Annotated in this window: 16 protein-coding genes; 3 read left to right on the top strand and 13 right to left on the bottom strand. The window is 39.8% G+C overall.

What is annotated here, in order from left to right; translation table 11 throughout:
- Positions 1 to 118 precede the first annotated feature (118 nt).
- The 7 genes from Q7P97_RS10950 to Q7P97_RS10920 form a co-directional block, all read right to left on the bottom strand.
- A complete protein-coding gene (locus Q7P97_RS10950; protein ID WP_303969228.1) occupies positions 119 to 694 on the bottom strand; it encodes a GNAT family N-acetyltransferase in 576 nt (191 codons plus the stop codon).
- Between the two features lie 158 nt (positions 695 to 852).
- Entirely contained in the window at positions 853 to 1,317 is a 465-nt protein-coding gene (locus Q7P97_RS10945) for a hypothetical protein (protein ID WP_303969227.1), read from the bottom strand.
- A gap of 31 nt (positions 1,318 to 1,348) precedes the next feature.
- On the bottom strand, positions 1,349 to 1,504 hold the full coding sequence (locus Q7P97_RS10940) for a tRNA U-34 5-methylaminomethyl-2-thiouridine biosynthesis protein (RefSeq protein ID WP_157129912.1): 156 nt from the start codon (positions 1,502 to 1,504) through the stop codon (positions 1,349 to 1,351).
- A gap of 45 nt (positions 1,505 to 1,549) precedes the next feature.
- On the bottom strand, positions 1,550 to 1,837 hold the full coding sequence (locus Q7P97_RS10935) for a hypothetical protein (protein WP_303969226.1): 288 nt from the start codon (positions 1,835 to 1,837) through the stop codon (positions 1,550 to 1,552).
- A gap of 11 nt (positions 1,838 to 1,848) precedes the next feature.
- Positions 1,849 to 2,241: a disulfide bond formation protein DsbD gene (locus Q7P97_RS10930; RefSeq protein WP_303969225.1), complete on the bottom strand. Its 393-nt coding sequence runs from the start codon at positions 2,239 to 2,241 to the stop codon at positions 1,849 to 1,851.
- 253 nt (positions 2,242 to 2,494) lie between these two features.
- Positions 2,495 to 3,022: a CueP family metal-binding protein gene (locus Q7P97_RS10925; RefSeq protein WP_303969224.1), complete on the bottom strand. Its 528-nt coding sequence runs from the start codon at positions 3,020 to 3,022 to the stop codon at positions 2,495 to 2,497.
- 54 nt (positions 3,023 to 3,076) lie between these two features.
- Entirely contained in the window at positions 3,077 to 3,634 is a 558-nt protein-coding gene (locus Q7P97_RS10920; RefSeq protein WP_303969223.1) for a YdhK family protein, read from the bottom strand.
- A gap of 200 nt (positions 3,635 to 3,834) precedes the next feature.
- Between Q7P97_RS10920 and Q7P97_RS10915 the strand changes: the two genes are divergently transcribed.
- Together Q7P97_RS10915 and Q7P97_RS10910 are read left to right on the top strand one after the other, a co-directional pair.
- Positions 3,835 to 5,193 (top strand): sensor histidine kinase, encoded by a 1,359-nt coding sequence (locus tag Q7P97_RS10915; protein WP_303969222.1) that lies wholly within the window; start codon positions 3,835 to 3,837, stop codon positions 5,191 to 5,193.
- Between the two features lie 18 nt (positions 5,194 to 5,211).
- Positions 5,212 to 5,883 (top strand): response regulator transcription factor, encoded by a 672-nt coding sequence (locus tag Q7P97_RS10910; RefSeq protein WP_303969221.1) that lies wholly within the window; start codon positions 5,212 to 5,214, stop codon positions 5,881 to 5,883.
- 168 nt (positions 5,884 to 6,051) lie between these two features.
- Here the strand turns inward: Q7P97_RS10910 and Q7P97_RS10905 are convergent, their stop codons facing one another.
- The 4 genes from Q7P97_RS10905 to Q7P97_RS10890 all read right to left on the bottom strand — a co-directional run bounded on the left by Q7P97_RS10905 (position 6,052) and on the right by Q7P97_RS10890 (position 9,912).
- Positions 6,052 to 6,180, bottom strand: a complete 129-nt coding sequence (locus Q7P97_RS10905) for a hypothetical protein (RefSeq protein WP_303969220.1) — start codon at positions 6,178 to 6,180, stop codon at positions 6,052 to 6,054.
- A gap of 411 nt (positions 6,181 to 6,591) precedes the next feature.
- Positions 6,592 to 6,954 carry a hypothetical protein gene (locus Q7P97_RS10900; RefSeq protein WP_303969219.1) on the bottom strand — a complete coding sequence of 121 codons (363 nt, stop codon included), beginning with the start codon at positions 6,952 to 6,954 and terminating at the stop codon, positions 6,592 to 6,594.
- Between the two features lie 229 nt (positions 6,955 to 7,183).
- Positions 7,184 to 7,513 carry a chaperone CsaA gene (csaA, locus tag Q7P97_RS10895; RefSeq protein WP_303969218.1) on the bottom strand — a complete coding sequence of 110 codons (330 nt, stop codon included), beginning with the start codon at positions 7,511 to 7,513 and terminating at the stop codon, positions 7,184 to 7,186.
- Between the two features lie 236 nt (positions 7,514 to 7,749).
- Positions 7,750 to 9,912, bottom strand: coding sequence for a M28 family peptidase (locus tag Q7P97_RS10890; RefSeq protein WP_303969217.1), 2,163 nt, complete (start codon positions 9,910 to 9,912; stop codon positions 7,750 to 7,752).
- 272 nt (positions 9,913 to 10,184) lie between these two features.
- Here Q7P97_RS10890 and Q7P97_RS10885 point away from each other — a divergent pair, with 272 nt between their 5' ends.
- Entirely contained in the window at positions 10,185 to 10,430 is a 246-nt protein-coding gene (locus Q7P97_RS10885; protein WP_085426275.1) for a hexameric tyrosine-coordinated heme protein, read from the top strand.
- Between the two features lie 147 nt (positions 10,431 to 10,577).
- Here the strand turns inward: Q7P97_RS10885 and adhP are convergent, their stop codons facing one another.
- Together adhP and Q7P97_RS10875 are read right to left on the bottom strand one after the other, a co-directional pair.
- Complete coding sequence (gene adhP / locus Q7P97_RS10880) at positions 10,578 to 11,591, bottom strand: alcohol dehydrogenase AdhP (RefSeq protein ID WP_303969230.1); 1,014 nt, start codon at positions 11,589 to 11,591, stop codon at positions 10,578 to 10,580.
- A 212-nt stretch (positions 11,592 to 11,803) separates the two neighbouring features.
- Positions 11,804 to 12,757 (bottom strand): calcium/sodium antiporter, encoded by a 954-nt coding sequence (locus Q7P97_RS10875; RefSeq protein ID WP_303969216.1) that lies wholly within the window; start codon positions 12,755 to 12,757, stop codon positions 11,804 to 11,806.
- Positions 12,758 to 12,952: the final 195 nt, after the last annotated feature.

Here is a 12,952-nt window from a genome sequence, read left to right as displayed (position 1 = left end):
TTCAATGATTATCAGCGGTGAGAAATTAAACACGCCTTTTTGATCTTGTGCATAAGCGCTTACACAAAGATACTTTGGTTGTAAAGTAGGGTTATTCTCGCGTTGCGATCGTAAACTCTTAATTCATCTTGCTTTCAATACTTCCTTTCACACTTGCCCACTGATCCTTGGTCACACTGAACATGACAGTGTGACGAATTGTACCGTCAACTCGGATCATATGATTACGAAGAACACCTTCTTTTACAGCTCCAATCCGCTCAATTGCTTGTTGGGAACGAATATTATCATGATCGGTTTTCAGTTGGACACGATTCAATCGTAATTCCTCAAAACAATAAGTGAGCAGTAAATACTTGCACTCCGTATTAACGGAAGTCTTCCAAAACTCAGGGTGCAACCAGGTGTTTCCGATTTCTAAACGCTTATGCGCTAAAACTATATCCATCAATCTAGTTGAACCAATGATTTTGCCCGATTCATTGTGAATAATTACGAAAGGATACTCGCTTCCAAGATCTTTTGCACGCAGAGCTGCTTCATTGTATTTCTCCATATCCAGTCGAGTTTTCATGGGATTCGTCATGTACGTCCATATCCGATCGTCTTGCGCTACTCTATACAGAGCTTCCACATCATCTTTTTCCATCGGTCTGAGTGTAACGTGAACACCCGGCAATAAAATATCTCTCATCACATTTCCTCCAGATTTAGTCGCATCCTATATTGGCTATGTTAGTAAAAAAGATGCAAATTCTTTTCAAAGAATTGCATCTCATTACACTAAAACATCATCGGTCACTTACTTTATTATTCTACAAGTTGCTCATAAGTTCAACAATCTATCCGATACTAATTTACTGATTCCAAATTACTGATTCTAACGATATTCCCTAGATTAGAACCGATCCAAGCTCCGATAAATGGTAGGAGATTATAAAATTGTAGCGTTTCGGAGCCAGTGTCTATTGTAAAGACAAATATCGTGAACATAATGCTTACGATGCCAAGAATGATAGCCTCGGTTATCTTTTTTCTCTTCCAGCGCTTCTTCCCCCAATGATCTCTATCAAAAGCCTGAACAAGCTTATTTGTTTTGGTGCCCGTTGTTTTTTCTGATAGGAGGATATAAAGTGCGTGTACAGAGAAAAACCATAATAGCACGCAAATTAATGCAAAGACAGTAGAAAGTGGTGCATCTGCTTTTACATAAAGAAGAGACAGAACGAATATCACGAGCATTGCTATATTGAATTCTATCAATTGTTTTTTCTTAAGTCGTTTCACTTCTTCTATATTCCACTTTGATTCATCCACTTTACCCCTCCTTATAGGCAATAAAAAAATTCTATTCTTTTTTCTCTTTATATCCAACTCCATACCCCATGATAACGCCTAGCAATAGTATGAGTAAGAAATCTCCGTCAAAATTTTTTGTGAAAATACTAATTATGATCCAACCAAATAAGATTCCGGCAGTTAACAAAATTAAATTTTTAGACATCTTTTATCAAACTCCTTCATTTACCAAGACGCTATCTCACAAATACTAGAAGCCGATTACAAAAGCAAGAACTAGAAAAATCGCAATGCCTACTGCTCGTGTGATCCATTTATTCCGTGTCCCATCGCCTCGAAGTGGATCTATTGTGTGCCAGATCATGAACGCAATGGTTGTAAAGGAAACAAATAGTACCCAATTTGTCCAAAAACTATCAAAGTATTGGAATGTGACAAATCGGATCATTACATACGTAACAACACCAAGACTACCGGTGAGGAGTAAGCTAAGAAAATACGGTTTTCTAGTGTTTGGAACTTCTTTTGTTAATTCCATATGCATACCTCCTAGTGATTAGTCGTATTCAAATTTTCGTACACTTTGTACACAAAGCTACCAAATAAAATCTTGATAGGATACAACGCAATCAGAATTGCAACGATCTGACTGAATGTCTTAGTTGCTCCTGTCAGATGTAGTTGATCATTAATAACGTAATTTGCCAACTGAATTAAACCGAAAACAATAGCGACTGATACCGTCAGCGCAAATAAAATTAAAACAACCTGGGTAATAGTCAGCTTTCTTAACTTTTGAATACTGCCGTCGCTAATTGTAAAGCTAATATACGATAATGGGACTAGCAATAAGAACCAACTTGAATAGCCGAATGAAATCCAAAAAACACCTATAACTAAAAGTAAAATCCAGCCAATTATACTACTTATCCTTTTGCTCATTTTCTTCACCTACCTAGGTTCTGATTATTCTAGCATATCTTCTTTTAAGTACGAATAGACCTTTGCTTAAGTTTCACTTCTTGAGGAATTTCTTACAATTTATAGAATCTTCTATACAAACTATTTCTAGTAGAATAACATTAAAATTATTACGGGTACTCTTATAACATATAAAAAAGCACCGCAATATGCGATGCTAAATGGATATTTAGTTTGTTCTTTAGAAGGTTAAATGAAAAGCACAGCTCTTATTTTACTGCAATTGCATCGTTGTAATACATGTATTGTCCCCGTCAAACGTAGTAATTTCAGAGACGGTTTCTTTGTTGTCTTGTTTAATCGTTACAGTAAATGTATCATCACGTGGAAGCCAGAAATCAATAAATCCATTCGTTTCGGTTGTTTTGATTTCATCAAGAATGACATTGCCTTCCGAGTCTTCTATATGCACTTCGAAATCTTCTTCCACGAGTTCACCTTGACAGCCTGTTAGACTATGAATATCACAAGGATGCGTACTGTCGACAAAGGGTGCAATGGATACGAAAAATTCATCGTCAGGAAGATCGTATGTCGTAACATTTTTGTCATCGTCTGTGACAATCAGTTCAGACGATGTAATCGATGCAGACGCAGCTACTGCATTTCTCACCGTGTAGTCGTTTACTAACTCTTTAATATCTACTTCCGATTCCTGTGTTTCAGTATTCGCTTTTTCATTACTGCAACCTACCGATAAAGCAGTAATCAATAGCAACGCGGCAATCAATTTAATTTTCATTATTTTCACTACCTATTCTTATTTTTATCAAAACAATACCGATTCATTTAATGATTATTGTTCGGATAGCTCATCTTCAACAACCCATTTATGATTCTTTACTTCTTCTCCATCTGTTGTGGATTCATAATCAATCATATAGACAGTCGTTTGCTCCGCTGATTCAATTTCTGATTTTGCTCCCTTCATCCCTTCCATATGATCGGCAAGGACCGTCACTTCGGTTCCTTTTTCAAGAGGGGCAGGTGCCGGATTTTCAATTTCTTCATGGACGACCCATTTATGATCCATCACTTTCTCGCCACCATCTGTCGGTGTGTAGTTGATGGAATAAGCAGTCGTATCAAATGCGCCTACAATTGTTGCAGCGGCTCCTTTCATCCCTTCCATATGATCTGTTTCAATAATTGCTTCAGATCCAACAGGGTATGTCGGGTTTTCGGCTTCCATTATACCTTCAGGAATACTTCCATCACTTGAATGGTCCATCCCCTCCATTTCACCTGGGGACGTTTCTTCATTTTTGACAGGTTCTTCTTTCGTTGTCGACGCTCCACATCCTGCAAGCACAAGGGCGAAAGCCGCGCTGACAGACAGTATTTGTTTTTTCATATGTCTTCACTCCTTCTACTTTACTAGTAGTATAGCCGCTTTTAATTCAGAGAAACGCTATATACCTAAACTCCTTAGAAACTCCTTAATTGCGGAAAATAGTACGGAATAATATTTCGGTACAAGCATTCGTGCTTTCTGCATACATTTTCGATACGTTTACCTTATACTGCTCAATAGAGAGAAAAGGAGCGCGTGCCATGAAAAAGATTTCCACGAAGTTAGCGTCAGCATTTATTATTTCATTTCTGATTATGGACACATTGTTGATGATCTATTTACATCAGACAATCACACATGCTCGGGTTGATGAAGAATTGGATCGACTATTGAAAACGGGCAGTAATCATCGAAATGTTTTAGAAGATAATTATACGGAAACGACTTTGCATCATATCATTCTAATGGAAAGCGGTGGCGAACGAGATGTTGTTATTCTCGATGATTTAGGGAATAGCGTGCTGCATTCATTGGTAAATGAAGAAGTTCTCGGGCCATATGTGAAGGAAATCCAAGAAGAGAAACCGACAGAAGACACCATTTTACCTGTTGATTGGAACGAGTCTCCTTATCTTGTTAGTGTCCATCCATATAAAGTCGGGGATCATTCAGGAACTCTCGTTATGCTTCAAAGTACGATTCCCATTCGCCAGCTTGTGAATCAACTCAATATTCATTTTATACTGGCAGGTGGAGGAAGTATTGTCGTGCTGTTTGTCGTGTATTTATTACTTTCCAAATGGTTGACACGTCCACTGATTCGAATGAAAGAAGCGACCGAACAGATTAGCGAAGGGTTCTACGATGTTGACTTGCCTAAGTTATCGAATGATGAGCTTGGGGAATTGGCTGCGTCGATCCGTAAATTATCAAATGATTTAAGTCGTGTAAAACGCGAACGTCATGAGTTTTTGGCATCTGTTTCTCATGAAATGGGAACACCTTTAACGTACTTGATTGGCTATGCCAAAGTAGCACAACGTACAGAATTGAATGATACGGAACGATTTAATTATTTATCGATTATCGAAGAAGAAGCCGAGCGTTTAAAAACACTTGTGAAAAACTTGATGGATTTAGCACAAATGGATGAAATGACATTCACTGTGAAGAAATCCGAATTCTCTGCAGAACAATTCATCCAGGATACCATTCAACTCGTGCAACCTGCATTTGATATGAAAGGAATAATGCTTGTCGTTGAACCTATCCGAGACTTCTCATTATTCGCAGATCGCATGCGGTTAGAACAAATCATTCTCAATTTATTGGACAATGCTCTTCACTATTCTCCAAGCGGCAGTACGGTAATCGTTCGTGCTTTTCAAGAGAAAAAGCAGGCTGTCCTCCAAGTAGAAGACGGCGGATGTGGTATAGCAATTGAAGATCAACAACAAATTTTCGAAAAATTATACCGTGTGGAGAAATCACGTTCTCGTTCGTTTGGCGGTGCTGGTTTAGGGTTAGCGACAGTGAAGGAGTTAACAGAAGCGCATGGTGGGACGATCGAGGTGCAAAGTGAATTGGATAAAGGAAGTATCTTTACGGTACGACTATAACTGGAGATGATGATGGATATGAAGACACTATTATTGATTGACGATGAGCAACGCATGCTCGATTTACTTGAACTATTCTTAGCGCCACATGGTTATCGATGTTTGCAAGCGACAGATGGTCAAACAGCTCTTGAAATATTCAATAATGAGAATGTACATCTCGTGTTGTTAGATGTTATGATGCCGGGCATGGACGGTTGGGAAGTTTGCCGTAGGATCAGGGAAGTATCGGACGTACCTGTCATTTTATTGACCGCTCGTTCCGACAAATCAGATGTCGTCAAAGGGCTCGACCAAGGTGCGGATGATTATATTACAAAACCGTTTGACGAAGGTGAACTGACAGCGAGAGTGCGCGCTACATTGCGGCGTACTCTAGGTGACGAACGAAAGACAATCGAGGAAGGTTTATTTACTTTGGACTTGGAGTCTTATTCCATCCTATACGACACGCAGGAAGTTCGTCTTACATTAAAAGAGTTCTATATTATAGAAGCTATGATGACGCGGCCGAACCGGACGTTTACTCGGGAAGACTTGCTTCAAGTAGCTTGGGAATATGACACCTATACAGAAGTTCGGACGGTTGATTCTCATATTCGAAATTTACGGGACAAGTTAAGAAAATCTGGTTTTCCGATTGACGATATTCTCGTGACGGTTTGGGGTATCGGGTACAAATGGAGATGAAGTAGCGCCAGGGACGATTCGATTTTTCGTGGAGATCCCTTGTTAAGACGAGAGCGCTAGGATTATACGTATACTAAACGAAAAGAGTCCAATTCTCATTTGAATGGGACTCTTTTTAAATTCGAAAATATTCACTTATAGTTTCAACTAGTACTTGATCTTAGCTAATTATTTATCATTTTTACGCTGAATCTCTGCTAAAATAAATCCACCCATTATGGCAAGAGGAATGGAATTTGCAAAGACTGGAGGTTCTAAAAAACTTCCGAAAACACCGCCCAAGATCGTTACTATCATGGCAACTAGAATTCTCCCCAGATAACTCCCCCCCTTTAGAATTTGGTGCTATTGTGTTCTACTATCGTGCTTATTAGCTTAAATAAGTTTAATTCAAGAGTTATAGCCAAATGAAATGATGAATATCATTGCAGTCAAAGATACTATAATAAAAATTATAGAAATTATAGTGACACTTACGGTTAAACTCTTCGGTATGTTCGTACGATTTTTTCGAATAGCTACTAACAGGAAAACACTCAGTAATATTATAATAAGAAAAATTGATAAAAATGCAAAACGCTCTTTAATTATAAACCATAAATCCATTTCGTCTGTTCCTCCAATAACTTTCAGTTCGATGATTTATCCTTATTACTGTAATAGGTGCAATCCTTTTTCAAGAATTCAACTCGTTTTATATAGTGATTTTTATTCAGTTGGCATATAACCGATTACTTCATAGGTATTCGAGTCAACAAGGATTGGTGGTGTTCCAGTAACAACGTTTTCAAAGTCTTTAAAAGAAACAAGCAATACCTCACGTTCCTCATCCTTTTTATCTAATAGAACATATCGATGATCGGCAATAGTTTCTTCTACATCTGCACTTTGCCAATCATCTTCAGCTGAATTATCCCAACCTCTTTCCTTTACAAATGCCCATGCCGCAGCCTTAACATCAACATATTCGTCTGCGCTTTCTGAACTTTTTATGTTCACTTTATTTGCGCAACCTACAATTAATAATGCTGAACACACTATTAAGAGAAAGCATGTATATTTCAATTTCACTTTAGCTCGCCTCCTTGCAAGGTTAGACGGCTTAAAATTGTATAAGTTACAATTATTCTATCACCTTAAACAAGACTCGTTTATTCATTCAACTATTTTATCAGCACTTCAATTCCCTCTTTATTCTCTTCAGCCAGTTCTTCTAATAACTGTATTCCTCAATCTTTTTTTTCAAAAGAGCTTGCCGTATAAGCTTATTTTCTTCATCTATAATCTGTTTCTGAAAACCTTAAGCAACTGGCGTACCGTTCTTAACAGGTTGTTCAGGTTGTAAGAGTACTACGTCATCTTCACCAGGAATGCCGCCGATTACTAAAACTTCGGACTTGAAGCCCGCGATTCGTCTTGGTGGAAAGTTGACTATGGCTACTACTTGATTTCCTACTAGCTGTTCCGGTTCATATCTTTGCGTAATTTGGGCTGAAGAATATTTAATGCCTACTTCCCCAAAATCAATTTCTAACTTAATTGCAGGCTTTCGCGCTTCTGGGAATGGCTCTGCTTTCAACACTGTGCCCACACGAATATCTAATTTTAATAAATCCTCGATTGTAGCCAACACTATCACCTCATGTTTTTATTTTCGTTCTGAGATTATGATGCCTTTCAATATCACAAAGTCGTAAGCGTAGCGCTAGTTTTTAAATTCCTCACACTTCCCTTTCTTATGACTATTGAAGTTCAACAACTTATCGAATTTTCAATATAAACTAATTCTAGTAGTTTTATGTCTGTATTACTATGAAAATCCTTTTAAATAAAAAAAGCACCGCTGAATGCGATGCTGATTTCACCTTATTTTAATTCTGTTAACAGCTCACCAAGCTTTTTCACGCTTGCTGTTTGCTCTGTTACCGTTTTCTGTAATAACTCTTTCTGGCGATCTAAAGCGTCAGTTAATGTCGCGATTTCTTCTGACACATCTGGCTTGTCCTGGTCCTTTTTCGCTTTCAACGATTGGATCGTATCGAATAGATCTTCGTGATCGACAATTCGTCCAGCGCCCCACATCAGTTGTTCTTTTGGCGCTTTGATCACGTAATCCGTGAAGTAGTTAAATACTTCTTTATCAAAAGCATAGGCGTACCAGTTATTATCGATTGCGGACAAATTCTCATCCAAAGGTGTTGCGACATCACCTTTTTGTAGTGCCTCTATGGAAGCACTCAAGTGATTGACGTTGTTTTGAGCATGTTCATGAGGGAAAATTGGTTCATCTTCCCATGTTAATCTTACAAATTGATCTTCCGCATATTTGAACGCAGCGAGTAAACCGCTGTTCAACTCACGGCTTTCTTCATACAATTTCTTCGCAGTGTCCGCATCTTCTTTTTTAAGGGCGGTTGCGTATTCTTCATTCACTTTTGCGACTTTCACGTTGATCTCTTCAGCGGCGGATAACGCTTGATCGATTTCATTCGTTAAACTGTCTGACGCAACTGCTGCTTGATCAAATACATCTGCATCCATCAATTCTTTCATAGCAAGTAAACGTGTCGTGAAGTCGAGTGGTACGATCGCTGTTTTATCGTAATGCATCGTCAACAATCCGTAGAGATTCAAGTGGAATTTCAACGCTTCTGCATTAAATGCCTCTTCGCTATCAAATTGAGAGTGATAATGGGAATGCATGAATTCACTATCTTGGAAATCATTCCGTAGTGCTGGCACACCCGCAATTCCGAATGAAAAATCATCCGACCATGTACGTAGTGGCGAAACGACGGAAATGCCGTCTTTGTATACATCCGATAGTGGTGGCACTTGTTTTGTGAAATCTGTCAAATAATTATTCAATTCATACACGGAACGGATTTCATCTTGTGTCGTATGTTCAAATGCCGGAAGCTCGAAGTTCATATTAGCAAATGTTTTCCCGACCCATTCCGGATGAATCTTGAAGATTTGATTGTAAGCGCCTGTTGACCAATCATAGCGCGTGTTTGAAACTCCCCATTCTTCCGCTGCGATCGCATTGAAGATAATTGTCTTCTCCGGCTGATAGCCACTGTCGATCATCCCTTTGGCAATCCCCATCATCAAGCCGATTGCTGCATTATCATCTTGGAATCCAGCAAAGTACGAATCATAGTGTCCAGACAATAGAATATACGATTCAGGGTCTTTTCCTACAATCTTGCCATAATAATTATACGCTTCGCCATCCATTTTGACAGTCGATTTCGCATCGAACTTTACAGTAAATGCATCTTCTTCGCTTGCTTCAAGTGCCTTTTTCAGATTGCCTGCATCAGTCTGAGACATTGAAAATGCTGGTGCATCGTCCGGTCCACAAATATCTTGGGCATTCAACGCATCGGGATCTACTTCAGCATAGCCGGCTTCTTGTACCGCAATTACCGCAGCTGCTCCTTTTACATGCGCTTGATAGGTAGGATAATTAATCCACCATTCTTCACGCTGGTTAATGTCGATTAGCACAAGCTTCCCTTCAATATCCAAGCCTTCTAAGTCAGCGGCAGTCCCTTTTCCTGCATAAACGACTTCGAGTTCTTTCACACCATCTGTATTGAAGTTCACTTGGTAACCGCCAAGAACAGCGAGATGTTCTTTTCCGTCGACGTCTTTAAAGGTTAGATCTGCTTTCTCAAACTCCCAACTATCTACTTTAAATGCGTCTTTCGTAACTTCAGTAAGTCCTATTTCCTTCATTTCTTTTTCTATTTTCTCGCCCGTCTTATGTTCCGCTTCAGATCCAGCCGTACGATAACCGAGCTTTTCATTCGTTTTAAATTCTTCCAAGCCTTTAGCGAAATCAAAAGCGTATTCTACGTCAACTACAGATAAGTACTTGTCTTTCTCATCTGAAAGCGGAACGGTCTTTACGTCTTCTACTGGCTCGTCTTTTGTCTTCGAAGTATCTTCTTTTGGTGTACACGCAACGAGTGACGCTGCAACGAGCATGGATAGAGCCATGCCACTTACGATCTTTTTCATATATCACAGTCCTTTAGATTTTTTTAACAACTAATCAATTAAACGATATAGATTCATATTTGGCAATACAAAATTCAAAAATTATTGATAAAAGATTATCGGTTTTTATTATTTCAAAAAGTAAAGTTCCTTCCTATTACTTGTCTATTACAATCGATAAATTTACTCTTAAAAGAAATCTACGCTATTTAAATCTGCTTTCGTGTTTCAGCACATACCTAGTTTCACTGCATATATATAGAAGGATTAACTAGACAAAGGGAGTGAACTTCATGGCAAATCAAACATTCCAAACGCTGATCACAGCCAATCCGGATGAAGGCTTTGCGCTCGCTGTTAAACTCGCGCAAAAAGGGGTGGAAGTAACACAACCTTCAGAAGAGATTAGAAAAGTATTGCGTCCGACGTATTCACGAGACGCGGATAGTTTAACGGCCGCTTCCCAAGTCATTGCGATTCATTTTCAAACGGTAGCTGCGGCCAATAATTATTGGCGGACGTGGATGCCTTTATATTAAAATGAATAAAACTCTGTGTTAGTGAAAAGGCTTTCTCCATTGTATTTGAAGGCTCTGCTACAAGTGAAAAACGCACTACAAGCTACTCTCCAATTGAACCGGAGAGTAGCTTGTTTTTTCATTAGTCTATTCAGTACATCACTTTTCTCAATCAAACGTTAATACAACACGTCCGTTGATCTTCCCTGCTGCCATTTTATCCAACACTTCATTTACTTTAGAAAGGGGCGCTGTTTCGATTTGGGCTTTTACTTTTCCGCGTGCAGCAAAATCAAGTGCTTCTTTCATATCGATGCGTGTGCCGACGATTGATCCTTTTACCGTCACACCATTTAATACTGTGTTGAAAATAGGAATAGGCAATTCCTCGTGCGGTAATCCGACTGCTACTAATGTTCCGCCACGTTTAATGGAACGGTATGCCTGCTCAAATGGTACTTTGGAAACCGCTACACTGATCGCTGCTTGTACTCCGCCTACTTGTTGTTGGATCGCTTCAGCAGGATCTTCTTTCCGTCCATTTATTGCGATATCAGCGCCTAGCTTCTTCGCAAGTTCTAGTTTCTCATCCGCAATATCAACTGCGACTACGTTGAAGCCCATCGCCTTTGCATATTGCAACGCGACATGACCTAGGCCACCAATACCGTAAATCGCAACCCAGTCCCCTGGCTTCGCTCCTGATACTTTCAATGCTTTATACGTTGTCACACCCGCGCAAAGAATCGGAGCTGCTTCAACTGAGCTAAGATTCTCAGGAATTTTGGCTACATACTCTGCCGCTGCCAAGCAATATTCCGCATATCCGCCATCAACTGAATAGCCGCCGTTCTCCTGCTTGTGGCAAAGAGTTTCTTTTCCTCGTAGACAATAATCACATTCTCCACATGCCGAATACAGCCAAGGAATCCCTACACGATCACCTATTTTTACCGCAGTAACATTCGGTCCGATCGCTTCGACAATACCGACGCCTTCGTGTCCAGGAATGAGAGGTAGTTTCGGTTTAACGGGCCAGTCTCCGTTTATCGCATGCAAGTCTGTATGGCAAACGCCGCATGCTTCCAATTTCACTAAAGCTTGACCCGGACCCGGTACAGGCTTTGCCGTGTCCTCGATTTGTAGTTTTGTTTGAAATTCTTTTACGATTGCCGCTTTCATCGACGTCTGTTGTTTTGTCTGTTGTGCCTTGTTGTTTTGGATTGCTGGTTTCATGAATTAATTCCTCCCTTTTTTCGTACCGTCCATGTATACGGGAGTACAGGGGTGATTATGATAGAGGTCCAGAAATATTTTCACTGGTATAAAATAAAAGAGTTCCTATGCCAATGGCAGGAACTCTTTTTGTTGCGAACTGAATTTCATTACATCATTTAATTACGTAAAATAACATACACCAAGTAAATGACGTAGGTTGCGGCGAGCATCAAGCCTTCGCGCTTGCCGACTCTGAAGCCGGTTCTCGCGAATACGAGTAAGACCAGAGTCAGTGCGATCATGATGATGACGTCGATAAAGACTTTATCGTTCACCGCGATCGGTGTGATGGCGGAAGACGCACCAAGGACGAACAGGATATTGAAAATATTACTCCCGACAATGTTCCCGAGCGCAATTTCACTCTCTTTTTTCAACGCGGCCGAAATCGACGTTACCAATTCAGGTAATGATGTTCCGATGGCGATAATCGTCAGACCGACCAGCGTTTCACTCATCCCGAGGGAATACGCGATTTTCGTTGCGTTATCCACGACTAGATCACCGCCGAATATAATCGCTGCCAGTCCGACGAGCGTGATGAGTATATTCTTGCCCCACTTCACATTTTCCGTTACTTGGGTCAATGTGGCATTTTGTCGGCTACGGAGGCCGATTTCAATCACGTAATACATAAAAATCGAAAGGAATATTAAGAAAATAATACCATCGCTACGCGTGAGCACATTATTGCTGAAACCTTGAAGTGCGATATCACTCATCAACACCAACATGACGATACTTGCAAGTAATGTAAACGGAATTTCTTTCTTGATCGTCTCACTTTGTACCTTCAGCGGAAACAGAAAAGCCGCGATTCCGATTACGACAGTGATATTGAAAATATTACTTCCGACTACGTTACCGACTGCGACGTCCGCGTTTCCGCCGAGCGCCGCAATAATACTGACCGTCGCTTCTGGAGAGCTCGTACCAAGAGCAACAATTGTCAAGCCGATCAAAATAGGCGGGATTTTCAGCAGTCTAGCAATATTAGAAGAACCATCGACAAAATAGTCGGCTCCTTTTATTAATAATGCAAAACCAATTAGTAGTAAAACATACGTCATCTAGTTGTTACCTCCTTTAATGGAAAGAACTTTCTCATTAGTAGTATGAACAACGCTTGAAACCGTGAAGCTTCTGCGTTTTCATAACATCAAGCTTTCTTGATCCATCATCTTTTTTAATCATTCCTTATTATCTCACGTTGTAAACACTTTTGCATATTACAAACAACATGTATGTTCACAAACATTATAGCT

The organism is Sporosarcina ureae (genome assembly GCF_029267015.1).
Classification (GTDB): domain Bacteria; phylum Bacillota; class Bacilli; order Bacillales_A; family Planococcaceae; genus Sporosarcina; species Sporosarcina ureae_D.
This window is presented reverse-complemented; position numbering and strand designations above follow the sequence as displayed.

Excerpts from the sequence above, each read along its gene's own strand:
- Q7P97_RS10950 (WP_303969228.1), bottom strand. The coding sequence starts at position 694 with ATGAGAGATATTTTATTGCCGGGTGTTCACGTTACACTCAGACCGATG.
- Q7P97_RS10940 (WP_157129912.1), bottom strand. The coding sequence starts at position 1,504 with ATGTCTAAAAATTTAATTTTGTTAACTGCCGGAATCTTATTTGGTTGG.
- Q7P97_RS10935 (WP_303969226.1), bottom strand. The coding sequence starts at position 1,837 with ATGGAATTAACAAAAGAAGTTCCAAACACTAGAAAACCGTATTTTCTT.
- Q7P97_RS10930 (WP_303969225.1), bottom strand. The coding sequence starts at position 2,241 with ATGAGCAAAAGGATAAGTAGTATAATTGGCTGGATTTTACTTTTAGTT.
- Q7P97_RS10925 (WP_303969224.1), bottom strand. The coding sequence starts at position 3,022 with ATGAAAATTAAATTGATTGCCGCGTTGCTATTGATTACTGCTTTATCG.
- Q7P97_RS10920 (WP_303969223.1), bottom strand. The coding sequence starts at position 3,634 with ATGAAAAAACAAATACTGTCTGTCAGCGCGGCTTTCGCCCTTGTGCTT.
- Q7P97_RS10915 (WP_303969222.1), top strand. The coding sequence starts at position 3,835 with ATGAAAAAGATTTCCACGAAGTTAGCGTCAGCATTTATTATTTCATTT.
- Q7P97_RS10910 (WP_303969221.1), top strand. The coding sequence starts at position 5,212 with ATGAAGACACTATTATTGATTGACGATGAGCAACGCATGCTCGATTTA.
- Q7P97_RS10905 (WP_303969220.1), bottom strand. The coding sequence starts at position 6,180 with ATGATAGTAACGATCTTGGGCGGTGTTTTCGGAAGTTTTTTAGAACCT.
- Q7P97_RS10890 (WP_303969217.1), bottom strand. The coding sequence starts at position 9,912 with ATGAAAAAGATCGTAAGTGGCATGGCTCTATCCATGCTCGTTGCAGCG.
- Q7P97_RS10885 (WP_085426275.1), top strand. The coding sequence starts at position 10,185 with ATGGCAAATCAAACATTCCAAACGCTGATCACAGCCAATCCGGATGAA.
- adhP (WP_303969230.1), bottom strand. The coding sequence starts at position 11,591 with ATGAAAGCGGCAATCGTAAAAGAATTTCAAACAAAACTACAAATCGAG.
- Q7P97_RS10875 (WP_303969216.1), bottom strand. The coding sequence starts at position 12,757 with ATGACGTATGTTTTACTACTAATTGGTTTTGCATTATTAATAAAAGGA.